General features: G+C 53.6%; 14 protein-coding genes. 3 read left to right on the top strand and 11 right to left on the bottom strand.

Annotation, left to right across the window (positions count from 1 at the left end; translation table 11 throughout):
• Nucleotides 1–36 precede the first annotated feature (36 nt).
• From DACE_RS11130 to DACE_RS17400, 11 genes are all read right to left on the bottom strand, one after another.
• On the bottom strand, nucleotides 37–2,550 hold the full coding sequence (locus DACE_RS11130) for a glycogen/starch/alpha-glucan phosphorylase (RefSeq protein ID WP_006001259.1): 2,514 nt from the start codon (nucleotides 2,548–2,550) through the stop codon (nucleotides 37–39).
• Entirely contained in the window at nucleotides 2,550–4,025 is a 1,476-nt protein-coding gene (glgA, locus tag DACE_RS11125) for a glycogen synthase GlgA (protein ID WP_006001258.1), read from the bottom strand. The genes DACE_RS11130 and glgA overlap by 1 nt, the downstream gene beginning before the upstream one ends.
• A complete protein-coding gene (gene glgB, locus DACE_RS11120) occupies nucleotides 4,025–6,217 on the bottom strand; it encodes a 1,4-alpha-glucan branching protein GlgB (protein ID WP_006001257.1) in 2,193 nt (730 codons plus the stop codon). The genes glgA and glgB overlap by 1 nt, the downstream gene beginning before the upstream one ends.
• An 88-nt stretch (nucleotides 6,218–6,305) precedes the next feature.
• A complete protein-coding gene (gene malQ, locus DACE_RS11115) occupies nucleotides 6,306–7,637 on the bottom strand; it encodes a 4-alpha-glucanotransferase (protein WP_006001256.1) in 1,332 nt (443 codons plus the stop codon).
• Between the two features lie 38 nt (nucleotides 7,638–7,675).
• Entirely contained in the window at nucleotides 7,676–9,400 is a 1,725-nt protein-coding gene (locus DACE_RS11110; protein ID WP_006001255.1) for a glycoside hydrolase family 57 protein, read from the bottom strand.
• A 70-nt stretch (nucleotides 9,401–9,470) separates the two neighbouring features.
• Nucleotides 9,471–10,727: a glucose-1-phosphate adenylyltransferase gene (glgC, locus tag DACE_RS11105; protein WP_006001252.1), complete on the bottom strand. Its 1,257-nt coding sequence runs from the start codon at nucleotides 10,725–10,727 to the stop codon at nucleotides 9,471–9,473.
• Nucleotides 10,724–11,701, bottom strand: coding sequence for a glucokinase (locus DACE_RS11100; RefSeq protein WP_040367148.1), 978 nt, complete (start codon nucleotides 11,699–11,701; stop codon nucleotides 10,724–10,726). Before DACE_RS11100 ends, glgC begins: the two co-directional genes overlap by 4 nt.
• 352 nt (nucleotides 11,702–12,053) lie before the next feature.
• Nucleotides 12,054–13,631, bottom strand: a complete 1,578-nt coding sequence (locus tag DACE_RS11095) for a glucose-6-phosphate isomerase (protein WP_006001248.1) — start codon at nucleotides 13,629–13,631, stop codon at nucleotides 12,054–12,056.
• Between the two features lie 11 nt (nucleotides 13,632–13,642).
• Nucleotides 13,643–15,358 (bottom strand): alpha-glucan family phosphorylase, encoded by a 1,716-nt coding sequence (gene glgP, locus DACE_RS11090; protein WP_006001246.1) that lies wholly within the window; start codon nucleotides 15,356–15,358, stop codon nucleotides 13,643–13,645.
• A gap of 170 nt (nucleotides 15,359–15,528) precedes the next feature.
• Nucleotides 15,529–16,755 (bottom strand): cation:proton antiporter, encoded by a 1,227-nt coding sequence (locus DACE_RS11085; RefSeq protein ID WP_006001244.1) that lies wholly within the window; start codon nucleotides 16,753–16,755, stop codon nucleotides 15,529–15,531.
• Between the two features lie 168 nt (nucleotides 16,756–16,923).
• Nucleotides 16,924–17,604, bottom strand: a complete 681-nt coding sequence (locus tag DACE_RS17400; protein WP_006001243.1) for a DUF1573 domain-containing protein — start codon at nucleotides 17,602–17,604, stop codon at nucleotides 16,924–16,926.
• A 107-nt stretch (nucleotides 17,605–17,711) separates the two neighbouring features.
• Here DACE_RS17400 and hpt point away from each other — a divergent pair, with 107 nt between their 5' ends.
• The 3 genes from hpt to DACE_RS11065 all read left to right on the top strand — a co-directional run bounded on the left by hpt (nucleotide 17,712) and on the right by DACE_RS11065 (nucleotide 21,419).
• Nucleotides 17,712–18,248 carry a hypoxanthine phosphoribosyltransferase gene (gene hpt / locus DACE_RS11075; protein ID WP_006001242.1) on the top strand — a complete coding sequence of 179 codons (537 nt, stop codon included), beginning with the start codon at nucleotides 17,712–17,714 and terminating at the stop codon, nucleotides 18,246–18,248.
• Nucleotides 18,248–19,753 (top strand): DUF3426 domain-containing protein, encoded by a 1,506-nt coding sequence (locus DACE_RS11070; protein ID WP_006001241.1) that lies wholly within the window; start codon nucleotides 18,248–18,250, stop codon nucleotides 19,751–19,753. Before hpt ends, DACE_RS11070 begins: the two co-directional genes overlap by 1 nt.
• A 403-nt stretch (nucleotides 19,754–20,156) precedes the next feature.
• On the top strand, nucleotides 20,157–21,419 hold the full coding sequence (locus DACE_RS11065) for an acetate kinase (protein WP_006001239.1): 1,263 nt from the start codon (nucleotides 20,157–20,159) through the stop codon (nucleotides 21,417–21,419).
• Nucleotides 21,420–21,535: the final 116 nt, after the last annotated feature.

Raw genomic sequence — 21,535 nt, 5'->3', positions numbered from 1 at the left:
CTTTCATTGTCAAATTGCTTCAAGCAGTTGTCAGGATCAATCCGGCAGTTGTTCGGTCTGTACTTCCACCGGAGTCAGCCGCCAGATATCGTCATTGTATTCACGCATGGTGCGGTCGGTGGAGAAGCGTCCACTGCGCGCAGTGTTGAGCAGGCTCATCTTGGTCCAAGCCGCTTCGTCGGTAAACAGCTCGGCCACCCGTTTCTGACACTCCACATAACTGCGGAAGTCGGCCAGAGTCATCCACGGGTCATGCGGACTGGTCAACGACGCCACCACATCGTCAAAAATTCCCCGTTCAAAGCGGTTAAAATGCCCCGACTTAAGCAGTTGCATCACCAGCTTCAGATCATCATCGCCGGCAATGACAGCAGCCGGACGGTAGGTCTTGCGCTGTTGCTCCACCTCCTCGGCATGCAGGCCGAACAGGAAAAAATTTTCTTCGCTGACAGCCTCGCGAATCTCAACATTGGCACCGTCGAGTGTGCCGATGGTAATCGCACCGTTCATCATAAACTTCATATTTCCGGTCCCGGAGGCTTCTTTCCCAGCGGTGGAAATCTGTTCGGAAAGATCGGTTCCAGCACAGATCACCTCCATGGCAGAGACATTGTAATCCGGAAGAAACACCAGTTTGAGGCGATCGCCGACCTCCGGATCGTTGTTAATGACATTGGCGACGTTATGGATCAACTTGATGATCTTTTTGGCCATAGCATAACCGGGCGCCGCTTTACCGCCGATGATCACGCATCGGTTGGTCCAGTGAATGGGACGCTCAAATTTAATTCGCGCATACAGGTGGATAATATGCAGCACATTGAGCAACTGCCGTTTGTATTCGTGAATCCGCTTGACTTGAACATCGAACATGACCTCAGGATTGATCACAATCCCAGTGCGTTGGTGGACCAGCTCGGCAAGGCGTTTTTTATTGTGGTGCCGAATCTGCCGCCAGCGCTGGCAGAAGCCCTGATCATCAATATAGTCTTCCAGTCGTGCCAACTGCGACAGATCGGTCATCCAGCCATCGCCGATGGTTTCAAACAACAACTCACGTAATTGGGGATTGGCACAGGCCAGCCATCGCCGCGGTGTGACACCGTTGGTCTTGTTGTTGAACTTATCCGGCCACAACTGATAGAAATCGCGGAACAGCCCCTCACGCAACAGGCGTGAATGCAGTTCGGCCACGCCATTTACCGAGAAACTGCCGACCAGAGCGAGATGAGCCATCCGCACCCGATCGTTGGGGTCAATGAGCGACATGCGCTGCACCCGTTGTTCATCACCGGGCCACTTCATCGACACCTCGGCCAAAAAGCGGCTGTTGATCTCGTAGATAATCTCCAAATGACGTGGCAACATGCGCCGTAACAGTGAGACTGACCAGGTTTCCAGAGCTTCGGGCAGCAGGGTGTGATTCGTGTAGGCCATGGTCTGCGTGACAATACGCCACGCCTCGTCCCATTCGAGATGTTCATCATCAACCAGCAGACGCATCAGCTCAACCACGGCCAGACTGGGATGGGTATCATTTAACTGAAAGACATTACTTTCGGAGAAATTGCTGAAATCGGCACCATGGTTACGCTTCCAGTGTTTGAGGATATCCTGCAGACTGGCCGACACCAGAAAATACTGCTGGCGTAAGCGCAATTCCTTGCCGGACTCGTTGGCATCGTTGGGATACAATACCATGGTGATGCTCTCAGCCTCGTTCTTCTCCGCCACCGCTTCATAATAGGAACCGGCGTTAAACTCCGACAGATTGAAATCTTCAACCGAGGCCGCCGACCACAACCGCAATGTGTTAACGGTCTGATTTTGATAACCGGCAATCGGCACATCGTAAGGCACGGCCAGCACCTCCTCATCGTGATCCCAGTGCACGATCAACCGTCCGCTATGCGGTTCCTTGTACATACGCGTACAACCGCCAAACGGGATGACACAGGTGTAATCAGCGCGTTGCACCTCCCAGGGATATTCGCCGTGACGCAACCAGGGATCGGGATCTTCCATCTGGTAGCCGTTCTGAATCCGTTGCCGGAACATGCCGTACTTGTAACGCAGCCCATAGCCCATCACCGGCAGTTGCAACGTGGCACAACTGTCCATGAAACAAGCGGCCAGCCGACCAAGACCTCCATTGCCCAACCCGGCATCGCGCTCAGCATTTTCCACCTCTTCGAGGGTTTGGCCAAGGCGATACAGCACCTGCCGCACCGGGTCTTCGACATCCAGACTCAACAGGTTGTTGAGTAACGAGCGACCGATCAGAAACTCCATCGACAGATAATAGGCCTTTTTGGTCCCGGCCTGATAATGGGATAACCAAGTATCGCGCCAGCGGGCCATCAGCCGATCACGCACACTATAAGACAATGCTTTGAACAGATAGTAATGGGGTGACTGCAGGTGGCGGCCAAAGGTGTTGTAGAGATAGTGGAGAAAACTGGCTTCGAGGCTTTCCTCATCATTGCCCAAGCACTTAAGGGCCTTGCGAACGACGGTTTCCGTTTCACGCTCAAAATCTGGAATGACCATTACACCCCTCCCGAACGATACAACTCAAGATAGCGCTCGGCACTGCATTGCCAGCTGAAGTCCTTGAGCATGCCATTCTTCTGTAATTGTTGCCAACTGCGTGGACGTTGGTACAGCGCCAGAGCCCGCAACACGGTATCCCGTAGCGCTTCACCGGTGGGCACGTTAAAGACAAATCCCGTCCCGTCACCCTGCTTGAGGCTGTCGACCGTCGCATCGACCACCGTATCTTTGAGGCCACCGGTAGCATGGACGACCGGCGGAGTGCCATAGGCAAGACTATACATCTGGTTAAGGCCACAGGGCTCAAAGCGCGACGGCATCAGAAACAGATCGCATCCCGCTTCAAGTAAATGGGCCATGGCTTCCGAATAGCCGATATAAACAAACACTCGCTGGGGATGGTGCTCGGCCAACTCGCGCAACAGCGTCTCATACACCGCTTGTCCGCTGCCGATAAACACAAAACAGGCATCTGTGTTTTCCAGCCAGTCAGCCACGGCATCAACAATCAGATCAATCCCTTTTTGCTCCACCAACCGCCCGACAAATCCACATAACGGCGCCGCCAGGGCAGCCTCGCTTTGTGGACCCGCCATCTGAGTCAATAGCGCCTGCTTATTGCGTTTTTTTTGCGCGACCCGCCCCTTCTGTACACTATAGCGATAAGGGATATGTTCATCTGTGGCCGGGTTCCAGACCTGGGTATCCATGCCATTGATTATGCCACTCAGGCGCTGTTCATCGCGGCATTGCTGCAACGCACCATCCAAGCCCAAGCCATGCTCGGGCAGACAGATCTCGTCGGCATAACTGGGACTGACCGTGGTCACTTGGTCGGCAAAAACGATCCCACCCTTAATCATCGACAGGCTATTGTAAAATTCCAGTTTAGTGTAATGCCACCAGTCGGCAGGCAGTCCGAGTCCGGCAAACAGCGCATAGGGGAAACGGCCGGGGTAGGACAGGTTATGGATCGTAAACACCGTGCGCGGCCGTGGCGTTTCCAAGCTGAGAAACGCCGGCACCAGACCGGTCTGCCAATCGTGGCTATGCACCACATCGGGTTGCCAGCGCAGACCGGCACGGTCCATGGCGATCTCAACCACGGCACGGCTGAACAGACCAAACCGTTCACCGTTATCCCACCAGTCTTCACCGTCACTGTTCTGATAGGGATTGCCCGGTCGGTTGAACAGATCATCCACCGCAAGCAACAGCACCTCGGCACCAAAAGGTTTCTCCACAGCCAACAACACCGTAACAGTGCGGGTCACACCACAGCCGCTGACAGCAAAACGGGCAAGCTCCTCAACCGCGCCAACGGCGGACAAAGCATCGCGATAGGCCGGGATCACGACCCGAACGTCTTCTCCCAAGGCGTGTAACGCCGCCGGCAACCCCGAGCTGACATCAGCCAGCCCGCCGGTTTTAATCAGCGGATACACTTCCGAGGTTGCAAACAGTATTTTCATCAGAGATCACCTTCCCATTTCAACACCAGCATTGCCAATGGTGGCAAAGTTACTACACCACTGACCGGTCGGCCCATCCACGATTGGTCTTCGCTGCACAGCCGACCCGCCAAACCGACATTGCTGCCACCGTAAATTTCGGCATCACTGTTGATCAATTCCCGATAGCAGCCGCGCCGTGGCAAGCCGATGCGGTAACCTTCACGCACCACCGGGGTAAAGTTGAACAGGCAGATCAGTTGTTCATCACCGGCCTGACGAATAAAGCTTAAGACCGACTGTTGATGGTCATGACAATCGATCCAATCAAAACCCTGTGACTCAAAATCGTGCAGATGTAGAGCGGTCTCCTGCTGATAGAGATGATTCAGGTCGCGCATCAGCAACTGCACACCACGATGCCCCGGATCATCACACACCGACCAGTCGAGACTGTGGCGACAGTCCCACTCTTCCCACTGGGCGAACTCACCACCCATGAACAGCAGCTTCTTTCCCGGATGGACCATCATATAACTGAACAGCAATCGCAGGTTAGCCCGTTTTTGCCACACGTCACCGGGCATTTTATCGACCAAAGAATGTTTAAGATGCACCACTTCGTCATGCGATAGCGGCAAAATAAAGTTTTCAAAATAAGCGTACATCTGACTGAAGGTCAGCTCGTTATGATGAAAGGACCGATACACCGGATTCTGTGAAAAATAGCCCAGGGTATCGTTCATCCAGCCCATGTTCCATTTCATGGAAAACCCCAGTCCGCCCATCCAGGTGGGTCGCGACACCATCGGCCATGAGGTCGATTCTTCAGCCATCAACACGGCACCGGGATACTGGGCGTGGATCTCAGTGTTGAGGGTTTTGATAAAATCAATGGCATCGATATTTTCGTTACCGCCATAGGCATTGGGCAACCATTGTCCCGGCTCACGTGAGTAATCGAGATACAACATCGAAGCCACGGCATCAACACGCAAGCCGTCAAGATGGAATTCGCGCATCCAATACAACGCGTTGGCAATGAGAAAATTGCGCACCTCATTGCGACCGAAGTTGAAGATATAGGTGCCCCAATCCTGGTGTTCGCCGAGGCGCGGATCTTCGTGCTCATAGAGAGCGCTACCGTCAAAGCGGGCCAGGGCATAATCATCCTTAGGGAAATGGGCCGGCACCCAATCGAGAAACACGCCGATACCGTTTTGATGACAATGATCAACAAAGTAACGGAAATCGTCGGGATCGCCGAACCGGCGCGTCGGCGCATAATACCCGGTGGTCTGATAGCCCCACGATTCATCGAGGGGATGTTCGCTGATCGGCATCAGGTTGATGTGGGTGAACCCCATCCACAACACATAATCGACCAGGCGATGGGCCAGCTCGCGGTAATTGAGGAAGCGTTGATCATCACGCCGTTGCCACGAACCAAGGTGCACTTCGTAGATACTCAGCGGTTGATGCTGCCAGTCGTATTCGCGGCGTTGTTCCATCCACGCCTGATCGTGCCATTCATGCTGACTGGCATGGATAATTGAGGCGGTGCGCGGTCGCATCTCCATGGAACGGGCGTAAGGGTCGGTCTTCTGGTGGACATGGCCCCATTGATCGCGAATTTCAAATTTATAGCGGTCATCAGGGCACAGGCCGGGAATAAACAGCTCCCAGACACCGGATTGTCCCCGAGAACGCATGGGGTGACGCAGTCCGTTCCAGGCATTGAACCCGCCGACCACGGAAACCCTCTCGGCCGACGGCGCCCAGACGGCAAACAACACACCGTCAATACCATCCAGACAACAGGGGTTAGCACCAAGGACATCGTAGAGAAACCAATGACGCCCCTCCGCAAACAGATGCAAGTCGACATCGCCGACCTGAGGTAAAAACGTATAGGAAGAGATCACCTGATGTTCAAAACCGTCGGCTTCCTGCCAACCGATCGCATAATGATTGCCAAGATGCTGCTTATCAGCGCGACTGATTCGCGCACGGAAGACGCCGCTGTTGCCAACAGCCTCCAGTTGCGGACCATCGACAATCCACGCCCGAGTTGCCGTCGGTAGCCATTCACGGATAATCCACTCGTCCGTCGGCGTTTCATGGTAGCCGAGCAGGACAAACGGATCATAATGACGCCCTTCGGCAAGGCATTTGACATCATAATGATCCGGAGTTAGCGGTTCTTCAATCATACAGTCTCTTTCATCTCTCAAAATCAGCGCACGGGCAACACATCAAGAGCGGCAGCCCTGGGCTGTTGTTCCGGCGCTGGCTCAGAAGTTATAAACGGTCACAGCGATTCAGCCAGTCCCGAATCGTCGCCGCCAAAGTGGGCGCAACCTGGTCCCAGCCAAAATGCCAGTTCCAATTACCTTCAACAGTGCCCGGCGTGTTAAGGCGGTGCTGTTCATTTAATCCCAACCAATCCTGCATCGGCACCATGGCACGTTCGGCCGGGGACTGCAACGCCGCAACAATGACCGGCCACGGCATGTCTCCGGCATCTGTGGGCAGCTCAGCTATCACCTGTTGTTGCAGCTTCTCATCCAGAGACTCAAACCAGCCCCGCGTGGTATTGTTATCATGGGTTCCGGTATAAACCACTGAATTTTCAACCTGATTATCAATACGGTGCGGATTGTCCGCCATGCCGTCAAAGCCAAACTGTAGAACAGACAGACCGGGCAAGTCAAAGTCATCGCGCAATGCCACGACATCTTCGGTGATCACCCCGAGGTCTTCGGCAACAAACGGCATGTGGGGAAAATCCTGGCGCAACGTCTCCAGCAAAGCACGCCCCGGCGTTTTCACCCAGGTTCCGTCAATGGCGGTTTCTGCCGCAGCGGGAATCTCCCACAAAGCTTCGAGGCCACGAAAATGATCAATCCGCAACAAATCCACCTTGGTCAATGCCATGGCAATACGCTGTCGCCACCAGTGGAAACCGCTTCGCTCCATGAGTTGCCAGTTGTAGTGGGGATTGCCCCAACGCTGGCCGGTTTCGGAGAAATAATCGGGCGGCACCCCAGCAACCACGGTCGGCTGCAGATTTTCATCCAGCTTAAACAACTCGGGGTTCGCCCAGACATCGACGCTGTCATAAGCCACGGCGATCGGCACATCGCCAAATAGGGTAATGCCGCGCCGATGAGCGGCTTCACGCACTTGCTCCCAACGTAAAAACAGGCGGTACTGCTCTTTTTTCAGTGCTTCAAGTTCGTTGTGGTGACGCTCACGGATCGCCGCCAGAGCGTGCGTATCACGAAAGCGCAACGGCTCCGGCCACTCCGACCAACTCTTTTTATTGAACAAACCACGCAGCACAACAAAAAAGGCATAATCATCCAGCCACCACTGCTGCTCATCGACAAAGCGTCGATACTCCGCATCGTCGATCGCCTCCTGCTCAGCTGGCAGCAATGCCGGATTCAACGCATGACAGGACAACGACTGGTACGGTGAGCGATCATCGTGAGGCACGCCCAGCGGTAACATCTGCCACAGCCTTAGTCCTGCGTCACTCATCCAATCGAGAAAACGGATCACCTCATGATCAAGCGTTCCCCCAGGTAATGATGTCGGATGCAACAGCACCCCGGCTGTTCGGGTCATGCCCACTCCTTTAATTCGATCAGTACAGAACCCTGAAATCACAGGTTACGGCGCATGGTACCGGCATTTTCTGCGGCACCCCCTCCATGCGATAACGGATTCTTCAGCTTTTGCGGCGGAATTTTTTCCAGCAGTTGATACAAACGCACCAGATGACGCCGGAACAACTGGTCAAAATCACGCACACTGTCAGAAGGGTTCTGATCGCCGAACCACCAGAACCAGTCAGAGCCTTCACACACAGCCAACTGCGCGGTGGCGCGTGCCAGCTTATCCTCGGGAAGGACACCACTCAGGGCGACACGGTCATAACACTGCTTGGCTTCAACCAGCAGATCCCAGGCGGCATTTTTATCCCGTTCACCGATCCAGGTCGAAAAGCTGCCATACACCCAGCTCCCGGCTTTCAGGACTGGCAGACTGACGCTGTTTTTAGCTGTCGGTGACTCGCAGACCTCACTGAATGTTGCCATGGACAGAATCGGATGCTCGCTGAGTCGTCCATACAACGCCTGAAGGAATTGGTGGGCATTGTCGGGATAATACTCCCAGGCATTCTCACCGTCGAGAATCACTGTGATCACCCGGTCCTTGTCATCATCGGCAAAAAATCCATGAATCGTTTCCAGATGATGACAAAAATCGGCTGCGGCATCCTTGGCCCTCCAATCTTTGTAACGAAACCCGATCAAGTCGGACAAACCGTCGTCGCGAAAAAACAGTCGGCACCGACTCGGGGGATGCTCGGTGACACGGTAAAGCGCCTTTTTGTGCTCCATTTCGGCGGCAGAAACGTTGGACGCCTCGCAGGAGGCCCGCCACACCCCTTCGCCGGAAGCCGTCCAGGCAATATCGTACTCATCAAGCAATGCCAACGCCGCACTGCTTATCGCCCCTTCCGATAACCACACCCCGTTGGGCACTGCGCCAAAATACTCCTGAAACACTTCAATTCCCCGCGCCATATGCCAGCGACTGCGATCCAGACCACCGGGGTAACCGTTACTGCGCGGCTTCGGCGCTTCGGGTTGAGCGTCTTTCATACTGTCAAAATTGATCAGCAACGGCACGATGGGATGGCCGTACGGGGTCATGGACAACTCGATCTGGCCCGCTTCCATCAAGGCCTGATAACGTGGCAGAATACTCTCCACCACCTCGGCCATCACCTCCATCAACAGCATGCGATCAATGCGGGTAAAATTGTTTTTCCGCGCCATCAATTGCGCCACCCTGGCATCGTTGTTTTGGACACTTTTTCCCAGCCAGGCCAAATGGTACCAGACCAGCAGGTCGGCAAAAAACTGCGAATTCAGATAGCTGATGCGCATGGTGTCGAGTTCGTCGCCGATATATTGCTGACGGGCAATATCGAGCAGTTCACGAAACGGAGCATAGCGATCAATCATGGTCGGCGCATAAGCACGCTGACAGGCGGTGATGATATCAGCCCGTAGCTCGGGCTCCGGCGGAATAGACGTTGCGCCGGAGACCAAGTTGAGCAATGGGTCCTGCATAGGAATTTCTTCGCGAATCCAGCCACGCATCTGTCGACCGTAATCATCGAGTTGTTCCAGCAGTACCGGAGCAAAGTTCACCACAACCCGTGCCTTGGGGAACGCCTCCAGGTGAGCCACCATGTCGGCATAATCTTTGATGGCATGGAGATACACCCAAGGCAGGCGGTAGTCGCCATCCAGGGCATCACGATAATGGGGTTGATGCATGTGCCAGCACAGCACTACGCGGGTTTTACTGCTCATAACCACCTCATGAGAAAGCACGGCCCTGACCGGATGTCACCATCTTAATCAGGGCCATGACAATGATGGGTTAACGCACCATGTGCAGATGTTGACCAAGCATGTCCGGCGTCACCAGCACGATGCCGTTTTCATCAACATAAAAGCGCTTTTCATCCTCAGCGCGATCTTCACCGATGATGGTTCCCGGAGCAATGACGCACGACTTGTCGATAATGGCTTTGGTGATGCGACAATCCCGGCCGATATCGACCTGAGGCAAAATCACGCTGTCCTTGATAAACGAATAGCTGTGCAAAAAGCAGCCGCTGAACACAATGGAGCGCTTGACCCGCGAACCGGACAGAATACACCCGGCAGACACCATGGAATCGATGGCAGCACCGCGGCGGCCCTCATCGTCAAAAGCGAACTTTGCCGGTGGCATCTGCGCCTGATAGGTCCAGATCGGCCAGTCTTCATTGTAAAGATTGAGTTCCGGTGTAATGGAACACAGATCCATATTTGCATTCCAATAGGAGGCCAAGGTCCCGACATCACGCCAGTAACCCGGCTCACCGTGATCATCGACAAACGGATACGCTTGCACATGACTGTTGGCAATCAGTGACGGAATGATGTCTTTGCCGAAATCTTTCGACGAGTGCGGATCATCGTGATCTTCAATCAACTTATCAAACAGAAACTGCGGCGAAAAAATATAAATACCCATGGACGCCAGAGCCTTGTCCGGCTTACCGGGAATCGCTTCGGGATCAGCCGGTTTTTCAGTAAAACGGGTCACCCGCAGATCGTTATTGACCGACATGACACCGAAACCGGTGGCCTCCATACGCGGCACTTCAACGCACCCGACAGTCACATCCGCGCCGGAGGCGGCGTGAGTGGCGATCATGTCGCGATAATCCATCGCATAGATATGATCCCCGCCCAACACCAGCACATACTCGGGATTGTGGCGGCGCAGGATATCCAGATTCTGATACAGGGCATTGGCCGTACCCTGATACCACTCCTTGCCCAGCCGTTGCTGCGCAGGAAGCAGTTCAACAAATTCGCCAACCTCGTAGCGCATGAAGCTCCAGGCCCGTTGAATATGGCGGATCAGGGAATGCGACTTATACTGAGTTAAAACTCCGATGCGACGAATGTCGGAATTGACGCAGTTGGACAGTACAAAATCGATAATGCGATACTTGCCGCCAAACGGCACGGCCGGTTTGGCCCGCCACTGGGTAAGCTCTTTGAGGCGACTGCCCTCTCCACCGGCCAGCACCAGGGCCAGCGTATTACGCGTCAATTCTGAAACCTTATCAAACTTCTTCATACCTCTCCTTCACTCTCCAGCCCGGCCAACCGTCGGGCAGATCGCATCGCCCCTTTGAGACCGAGCAACTCATCTTTGACCAGATAAACAGGCATTTTTTCAACCACACGGTTCATCGATTCTTTGGCCAGGAAATACCAGGTAAAATCCTCAGGGGTCATCCAGCGGATAATCTTTCCAGCAATGCCGCCAGCGATATAGATCCCGGCCCGCGCCGGCCAAATCAGGGCCACATCACCAATAAACTGACCGTAAATATTGACAAACATGCGTAAAGCGGCGATGGCGACTTCATCGCCCTGCTCGGCCAGTTCGTGAATCATTGCGGCGGAGAAAAGCGTCGGCTGACGATTGTTGCGTTGCTGAAAATGGAAGCGGTACAATCGCCCCAAACCTTCGCCGGACAACAAGTCTTCATAAGAGATATGGCTCCGTTCCCGATGCAGCCAATCCATGAGCCGCGATTGTTCGTCAGTAACCGGAGCAAAGGCGATATGCCCCCCTTCGGAAGATTGCGGGTAAAAATGGCCTTCAAGCTGATAAACCGGCGCCACGCCCAAACCGGTTCCGGCACCAACCACCAGCCGGTTTCCTGCCGGATCAAACTCGCCGGGATGCAGGCAAAGAATTTTCTCTTCGCGTAACGCATCAATGCCCAGCGCAGCCGCCTGAAAATCATTGACCAGGGAAATCTCTTTCAGAGGCAATTGCTCCTGTAGCTCACAAGCATCAATGGTCCACGGCAGATTGGTCAAAGCAACCTGGCAGCCCTGCACTGGACCGGGCAGCCCAAAACAGGCCACATCCACTTGAGTGATGCCACTGTCAGACAACAGGGTGGTCAAGAGTGCCGTAAATGAGGAAAAGCGTTTGCTCGGATAGTAGAACAACGTGGACTGAGACTCTGGAGTCTCACTGTCCAACCATTGAAAACGAGATGTGGTCCCCCCAATATCACCTGCCAACAAGATCATTGTCATTCCAATCAACAACTCGACAAACCGGCGACTCACGTTCAACGCATCACCGGTCTGTCCAACACCACCAGCACGGCGACAACTGCGGTCGCTTTACGTTATGCCAAAAGCCCCGGATCAGCAGCTTTCCACCATCGGTGAACACTGCAACCAACTCGCCGGAGATGTTTACATCGCAGTGTCTAATCGTGCCAAGAAATACCGGGTTGTCAATACAGAGAGGTATTTCTTACCAAATCATTGCATTTGACAGGCAAAAGGCTCGCGCAGCGGCAAAGGAGACAACGCCCGACCGTTTTACCTCCCGTTCAAAATACCATCACGCCGCTGCCTCCTTTGGGGCACGGTATCAGGATTGAAATAATCGGCAATACGCGTCGAGAGCATCATCCTCCACCCGGCCACCAAGCACCTGTTGGGTCAACATTTTACCCAATTGAACCCCCTCCTGGTCAAATGAGTTGATGTTCCATAAAAAACCCTGAAACATCACTTTGTTTTCAAAATGGGCCAGCAGACTGCCCAAAACCCGCGGCGTCAGTTGCGCAGCATAGATCAGACTTGAAGGTCGCTGACCAACAAACACTTTATTCGCCTCCTTATGGCGACGCCCTTTGGCAAAGGCGACAATCTGCGCCATCAGATTGGCATTGAGCTTCTGCTGGCTGGTCGAGCCTTGAATAACCCGATCCGAACCGCCCTGCTCACGCAAAAAACCGATAAATTGGAGTGGAATACGGTCCGTTCCCTGATGCAATAATTGATAAAAAGAGTGCTGGCCATTGGTTCCCGCCTCACCGAACACTACCGGACCGGTGGCATACCTCACGGCTTGGCCCTGACGATTCACCGACTTGCCGTTGGATTCCATATCCAGTTGTTGCAGATGGGCGGGGAAACGGCTCAATGCCTGGCTGTACGGCAACACGGCTGTGGCCGGATAGCCAAGCACATTGCGCTCATAGACACCGATCAGGGCATCGAGCAACGCCGGGTTTTCATCAACGTTCGGATTCAAAGCCAGACAGTCCTGCTGATGGGCACCGGCGAGAAACTCTTTGACCACGGTTTCACCAAAGGCCAGCATCAGAACGGCGGCACCAACGGCACTGGTCGAGGAAAAACGACCGCCGACAAAATCATCCATATAGAAACTGGTTAAAAACCCTTTGCTTTGCGCCAGCGGACTGGTTTCACTGGTCACCGCCACCATGTGGCGGGCCGGATCAAGCTCCTGGCTCCGCAAGGCTTCGCGCACCAGAGATTCATTGGTCAATGTTTCCTGAGTGGTGCCGGATTTGGACACCAGAATAAACAGAGTGCGCGACAACGGCAGTTCGGCCAGAACCTGTCCAGCATCATCAGGGTCAACATTGGAGATAAACGAGGCCTCTAACTTCAACTGCTTCTGACTGCGTTGACCATGAGCCAACGCCAGATACATGGCACGGGGACCGAGGTCTGAGCCACCGATACCGATCTGACACACCCGGGTAAACCGCTCACCACTACCCCCTCGGACCTCGCCGTTATGTACCTGGACACAAAACGCTGCGATCCGGTCAAGTTGCTGTTGATAAAAATCGCGCAACGAGGTGCCGCCATGAACCACATCGGCCCCCAACTGGCCACGGGTAAGATGGTGCAGCACCATGCGCTGCTCACTGCCGTTCATCACCGCACCGTCCAGCAACTGTCGGTATTGGCTAACCACCTGCTGTTCATCCGCTAACTGCTGGAGTGCTTGCAGAATCGGCTCATCCACCGCTTTGGCCGCATAGTTAAACCACATGCCATCATCCATGGCAACTTGCGCAGTAGCTACCCGTTGGGGAGTCAGCAGGGTGGCGAGATTGCCAACCGGCTGTAGAGCGGTCAATTGGGCAAACGCCTCACAACTGTCGAGGTTATTCGTCGTCTTTGTCATACAAAATCCACTTAACGTTGCAGATACGCTTCAGTCACATAACGGCGCATCATGACATGGGTATTGAAGTAATAGGCATTTTTGCCGATGGCGTTTTTCATCACCTGAATCCACGCCTGACGTTGCTGGTAATACAACGGCATGATCACGTATTCGAGTTTGTTATACAGATCAAGAGCATCTTCATCGCGGCTGCTTTCGTCGGCATGCAGCTCCGTGGGTGCCGCACCGATCGACCAGCCAGTCACCCCTTCGATATGCCCTTCGATCCACCAGCCATCGAGGACACTGAAATTGGGCACCCCGTTCAATGCCGCTTTCATGCCACTGGTCCCTGAAGCCTCCAACGGCCGGGTCGGGGTATTGAGCCACACATCGACGCCGGGGATCAGCCGATAAGCCACATCCATATTGTAGTTGGGCAGGTAGATCACCGTGATGCGCCCTTCAAGGGTGTTGATCATTTCGTGAATGCGTTGGATCAGCCGCTTACCCTCCTCGTCATGGGGATGGGATTTTCCGGAAAAAATCAGCTGTAACTTCCCTTCGCCAAGGGCAAGCAGACGCTCCAGATCATGAAAAATCAGATCGTTGCGTTTGTAGGTGGCCACGCGCCGGGCAAAACCGATAGTGAGAACATCGAGCTCGAGTTTCTGACCGGTGACCTCTTTGATGTACTGCGCCAGATAAGCCTTGGCACCCTGGTGCGCCTCCCACACCTGCAGATCCGGCACAAGGTCAATGCGCACCAACAGCTCCGGCTGCACCGCCCAGCCTTGAATAAAATCGTTAAACAGCGCGACCATATAGGGCGACGCCCAGGTCAGTGGATGGATGCCGTTGGTGATGGCATGAATCTCATAGCCGGGAAACATGGCCTGGGAGACCTGGCCATGTTTTTTTGCCACGCCGTTGACAAACCGGCTCAAGTTGAGGGCCAGAGTGGTCATATTGAGATCTTCATGCCCGGCCAGCTCACGCAACTCTTCGAAAGGCAGCAGCGTGTCACCGAGCACCTCGGCCACCAGCGGATAAGGGAAACGGTCATGTCCGGCCGGAACCGGGGTATGGGTGGTAAACACGCAGCGCCGCGCTACGGATTCGCGGTCCATCGCCAGGGTTTCGGTCCAGGTGGCGGCGGACAGGTTGCGCGTTTTGTTGAGCAGCTCCAAAGTCAGCAGAGCTGCGTGCCCCTCATTCATGTGAAACTGGAAGATACGAAAACCCATGGCCGACAAAAGGCGTACCCCGCCAACACCAAGGACAATCTCCTGTTTGAGACGATAACGCTGATCACCACCGTACAACACATCGGTGATGGCCCGATCTTCGGGGGTGTTCTCTTCAAGGTCAGTATCGAGAAACAGCACCGGCACCACCCCGCCCGCAGGGCTCTTTGTGCGATATAACCAGGCCTGTACCACCACGGCACGACCTTCGATAGGCACGGAAACCCGCACCGGCAACCGTTCCATCTGAGAAGCAATATCCCAGGAAACCGGCTGCTCGTGCTGATAGCCGTGACTGTCGATGGTCTGCTCAAAATAGCCTTTGCGACTGGCCAAAGTCACGGCGACCAGCGGCACATTGAGATCAGCGGCGCTTTTGATGGTATCTCCGGCGAGAATTCCCAGGCCGCCGCTATAGGTCGGGATCTCTTGAGACAGCCCAATCTCCATGGAAAAATAGGCGATGCGGGTAATCTCGGTAAAACGACTCCATTCCATAACGTTCCCCCCTGTTCACCCCTTTTTAGCGCGATGGTGAAAAGTCCCCATTGGCAACATTGCAGTCCCCAAAAACCAAACAGGTCTTCCGTCTGATGGCAGCAGATCAAACACTACCCAGTGTAGCGAAGTTTAGGCAAATGTCGCCTGTCCGCAGAGAAAAATCATCATCAAGAGGACTTGGGCAATTCTCCGGCGAGACGCAGGGCTGTTTTAGAAACAATGGGACCGATAATTTCATGAACAATGGTCGCACCGATAATCACGTTTACGAGAATGGCGGCAAAATCGGCAAAGGTGGCATCCTGGCGAATCAGCAACGCCAGGCCAATGACGATCCCCCCCTGTGGAAGCAGGCCACCAACCGTATAACGTTGCACCATGCGGCTGGATCGACCCAGCTTGCCGCCAAGAAACGCTCCGGTCCATTTTCCCAAACTACGAAACAGAACAAACAGGAGAATAATCGGCAGGTTGGCCATGAGCACTGAAAAATCAAGATGCATGGCGCTCAAAGTGAAGAACAGCACGAAAATCAATTCTTCGGTATAACGTTCGAGAATCTGGAAAACTTTGTCACGCTGGGGATTGTAATTCGTGACCACCACGCCCATGGCCATGGTCGATAACAGTTCGTCGCCTCCCAAGCTGCTCGTCACTCCGTAACACAAGGCCAACAAACTGAACACCAGCGTGATCAACACTCCTTCTTTTTCATGACGGATCAGGCGAATCAGCCCATTGAGAATCCAGCCAAACAGGATGCCAATACCAATGGAACCGACAATCTTAATCACCGGTTCGAGAAGAGAATCACTGCGCAACGGCTGATGCAGCACAAACATGGCAGCAAAGGAGATCGCCAGACTGTAATTGATAATGCCAAGAATATCATCGAACGCAGCAACGCCCATGATGGTCGAGGTCACCTCCCCTTTGGCATGGTATTCATGAACAACGGCCAGAGTGGCTGACGGATCGGTGGGCGCGGCGAGAGCCCCCAGCAACAACGCCATCGGCAACACTTGCCCAACCGTACTGCCATCGCCAAAGCCGCCCAGTAACGGGACCACCGTCACAAAAGCTGTCGCCACAAACAAGAAGGCACACTCCGCCTCAAACAGGGTGATAAGTATAATCGGCTTACCGAGGGTGCGAATTTTTTCCATCAACAGCGTGCCGCCGACGGAAAAAGTGATAAACGCCAAAGAGATGTTGGTGACAAGATCGGTGTGTTCGACAAAATCACCGGGAATGATCGGCGTCAAACGGGGGTTGAGCAGCAAGCCGGCGAGGATATAGCCGGTCACTTTGGGCAGGCCGAGCCGCCTGCACACCTCGCCCATAATAAAACCGCCGAACAGAATTAACCCGATGACCAGAATCGGTTCCAGCATCAACGTTCTCCATTGGTTGCCGTTTAAGATGATACCCCGTCCCGGAACGCTTTCGACATCGTAGAACGTCTATTGCAATGTGCTGATGAAATGGTGAAAACCTGCTATTTGCGACACGCTCTTATGGTAAAAGTCAAAGCGAGTTGTCGCCGATCTTTCAGTTCCGACTTACGAGCCTGTTGTCCCGGTCACCGGGATACGCAATTGGTTAAGCACATGGCCGCGGCCACTGAACAGCAGATAACCGTTCACCCGCATGCTGGGCTGGTCCGGCACGTTGACAGTCAAATTCAAAGGGACGGTCTCCCCCGGTTCCAGTTGCTGCGGCAGCCCCTCCACGGTCATCAGCCGCGACGTACAACGCACAACCACATCCGCAACCGGCAAGTCGGAAAGGTTTGTCAAGGTCAAAGGAATCTGCAGTGTCTGACCTTTCTCGACCAGGCCCAGCTTAATCCGCGCCGGTTTCAACGCCAGCTCCACCAAAACCCTTGCCCGCAAGCGCAGCTCTGTTTTGCCACTCGGATCATTGGTGAACAACATGATCCTCTTCAAGACGTTGCCACGGAAATTCTTCGAATTGAACTGAACCGCCAGTTCCGTCGATGCTCCCGGTTCAATCACTTTATCGCGTGTAAATGCCGAAGTGCAACCGCAGGATGTCCGCACTTTATTGATCACCAACGGTTGATCTCCATGATTTTCAAGAACAAAGGTGTGTTTTGACTTCTGTCCGGAATACAGAACGCCCAGATCAACTTCACTGACGGGAACATGAATCTGCGCCGCACTGAAAGCCACTCCCACCCAACAGAAAACGAACAAAACGGCTAAAAGAACTCGGTACACGGAACCCTCCGATTAAACAGGGGATAAATTGACATTAAACGGCGAAGTTGTTATAGAATTAACGTTTCAAATCCGCTAGAATCGACCTTCATACAGACAAGGCTACCATGAAGCTTCTATACGCCCAAGAGGAGATTGCCCGCCACGTCAAAGAACTTGGCGCACAAATCAGCCGTGACTATCAGGACCAGGAACTGATCCTGCTGGTTGTTCTCAAGGGCTCGATGCTGTTTGCCGCTGATCTGTGCCGAGAGATTACGGCACCGGTCACACTTGAATTTATCCGCGTCTCCAGCTATGGCAGCGGCACCACATCAAGCGGCGAGATCGACTTCAAAGTTCCACTGCAATGCGACATCGCCGGCAAGCACGTACTGATTGTTGAAGACATCATTGATACGGGCCTGACCCTTAAAGTTCTTCACGCGTATCTGCGGAACCAACAACCGCAGTCGCTCAAATGCTGTACACTGATCGACAAGAAAAAATACCGTCAGGTCGATTTCGAAGCCGATTATGTCGGCATCACCATGGAAGACGGCTTTATCATCGGCTACGGCCTGGATTACAACGAGCGATTTCGTAATCTTGCGGGAATTTACTTGCTTGACCCTACTAATCTGCCATTTCAGGGAGAGGCTTAATGCTCATTCAATGCACAAAGTGTCAGACCGTTTATAACTTCGACGATTCGGCTCTACAGGGCTCAAGCATTGATGTCCGATGTGCTCGATGCCAAACCGTTTTCACCGTCGATGCCTCTTCTGCGGTCAGCGAGGACGTTTGTCATGTCGGTGAAGATGAACTGCAAGGCACATCCTTTCGCTCCAGTGCCGATTCCCTACCGACCGACACGTCGACACACGCACAGCAACAACCCAGTGAAGAGGCGTTATTTGAACCGGAGCCGGAGCAGACATTCGAAGCTCCGCCCGTCACGCAAACCCATATCGCCCTTCATCCCGAGCCAGAACAACCCGACAGTGAACAACCCGGAGATGAAGAGGAGTTCTCCTTTACATCGGCAGAACAATCCGCTGAACAACCTGCGGCTGACGAGACAGGCTTCGATTTTGCTCCCCTCGACGAACCCCCGGCAGAGCAACCACCGGCACAAAATGAGGAGGCATCTGATTTCTCTTTTGACCAACCGCAAGAAACTGCCGCCATTGACGGAGCAGCTGAATCTGAACAACAGGAACACCCCGAGCAACCCGTTGACCTGTTTGCGGAAGGGCAAGAGGAAACGACCCTCAGTGCCGAGGAGAAAGAACCACAGTGGGAAGGCAGCCCTGATGACTTTACCTTTGAGGACAGCGGCGAAGACTTCAGCTTTGACGATGACGACTCCTGGTCGGCAGACAAACCAAAACCACCTGCGGCACAAATCGACAGCGCAGAAAATAGTGACGAATCACCAGATTTCATCTTCGAGCCGTTAACCAGTGAAGCCACACCCACACCACCTCAGCCCAAACCGGCTGCCGAAGAGAGTCCTCTGGCCCCTGACGAGGAGATGGAACAACCGATAAGCACACTGCCAGAAGCGGAAAAACCCGAGGCCAAGGAGCGTCCGGCGCAGCGACCACCCCAAGTGGAAAAACGGGGCACGTCAAAATTCCTGCTGTTCATTCTGTTCCTGCTGCTGGTAGCCGCCGGAGCTTACGGTTATTTCTATGCAACCCTCGGCACTACGGATGTCAGGGTCATGATTCGGGAGATCGAACAATTGGTGATGCCGTCCGGGCAACAGCAACCTCAAGGATCGCTGACCATCACCCGTTCGGAAAGCTACTATATTGACAATAGCGAGGCGGGACCACTGTTCGTCATCCAGGGAACGGTTCGCAACGATTATAAAGAGCCGCGCGCCGAACTCAGTGTGACTGCCACCCTGTATAAAGACAAGGGCCAGCCGTTCACGAAAAAGACCGTCTACTGCGGCAATGAGATCAGCCGTCAGGAACTCGAAACCATGCCATACGCAACGCTTGGCGAAACCATGAGCAACCCGTTTGGCACAGCACTGGCCAATGTCGGAGTCGCTCCCGGCGCATCCCTGTCGTTTATCGTCGTTTTCAATGATCTCTCTGACGACCTGAGCGAATTCAGCATTGAGCCGGCAAGCTCCAAAGCGGCCTCGCAATAAGCAAAGTTTTTCCTGATTCACCGTGCCGTAGCAGCCGTTCTGCTACGGCACATTTTTTTATTGATATTAAAACCTCTGTTTTGTTCGAACCGGTTACGCACCACCGAAAAGATCTACACGCTAAAACCTCCTGAAATCAACAGCCCCCATCTATGCCGCCCATGGTAATAATGCTTGCCATTTCGATGAAACAACGTATACATAAGTTGTGTTTAGCAGTACTAAAAAGGACAAAAGCCCTTGCATTACAAAGGATATTTAGCTATCCTCTATAACGCTTTACTGCTCTTTTTTCCCTTAAAAACAAGCAGTTAAGAAAACAAATAGATTTTATTTGCCGATAGATAAAACGGCATTATGTAATTTAGATTACATAGATACCCCTCTGGGAGGAGAACCGGTTATGGATATTCTTGCTTTGAACTGTGGTAGCTCATCTGTCAAGTATCAGTTATTCAACTGGGACAAAAAAGAAGTGATTGCCAAGGGCGTCGTGGAACGTGTCACCATTGGTGACTCCTTTATCGCTCACGAAGTTCCCGGCCGCGACACCTATAAGGAACAATCGGAATGTCCGGATCATCGGGTCGCGATAGATCTGATCATCCGCACCCTGACGCATCCGGCGCACGGCGTTGTCAAAAAGATGTCTGAAATTTCCGCGGTCGGCCATCGTGTCGTTCACGGTGGTGAAAAATTCACCTGTTCGGTGCGCATCAACGACGAAGTTCTCGACGCGATTCGCAGTGTCCAGCACCTCGCCCCGCTGCACAACCCGCCAAACATTTCCGGGATTGAAGCGGCCCAGGCGGTTTTGCCCACGGTTCCGCATATTGCGATCTTCGACACGGCATTCCATCAAACCATGCCGTCCCATGCGTATACCTATCCGCTGCCTTACGAATGGTACGAAGAGTACGGTGTCCGCCGTTACGGATTTCACGGCACCAGCCATCTTTATGTCTCAAAACGAGCCGCCATCAAACTCGGAAAACCACTCGAAGAGTGTAATATCATTACTCTGCACATCGGTAATGGTGTCTCCCATACGGCCATCAAAGGTGGCCGCTCAATGGATACCAGCATGGGCTTAACGCCACTGGAAGGCGCCATGATGGGAACACGTTGCGGCGACATTGACCCGGCGATCCCACCGTTCATTATGGACCAAGAGGGATGTACCCCCCGTGAAATCGATTCGATTCTTAACAAAAAATCGGGCCTGCTCGGCATCACCGGCCGCTTCACCGACCGTCGCGATGTGATTACCGAAGCGGATAACGGCGATACACGATGCCAACTGGCTCTCGATGTTGAAGCGTACCGACTCAAAAAATACATCGGCTCTTACGCTGCGGCCCTTGGTGGCGTTGACGCCATCGTCTTCACCGCCGGCGTTGGCGAAAATGCCGGCGTTATCCGTCAGAAAGCTCTGGAAGGTCTCGAGTTCATGGGGATCACGCTGGATGTGGAGAAAAACCTCAAAACGTTCAGCAAAAGCGGAGAAACAGAGATCACCCTGCCGGATTCTCCGGTGAAGGTCTTTGTCATCCCAACCAATGAAGAATTGGTGTTTGTCGAAGATGTCGTGGCGATCCTTGATGACACGTACACCGACCACACCAAGTTTCCCTACACCTTCACGGCGCAGGATTATACGCCTTAACAGATTTTGAAAACCACTCTGTGACAGCGTCGGAAAATTCCGACAAAAAGCACAAAAAGCCCGCCTCATCTGAGGCGGGCTTTTTTGATTGATCCAGACCTTGTTTTTTTATCGAC

The sequence above is a fragment of the Desulfuromonas acetoxidans DSM 684 genome (assembly GCF_000167355.1).
Classification (GTDB): domain Bacteria; phylum Desulfobacterota; class Desulfuromonadia; order Desulfuromonadales; family Desulfuromonadaceae; genus Desulfuromonas; species Desulfuromonas acetoxidans.
Note: the sequence above shows the minus strand (reverse complement) of the source record. Positions and strands in the feature narration are given on the sequence as shown.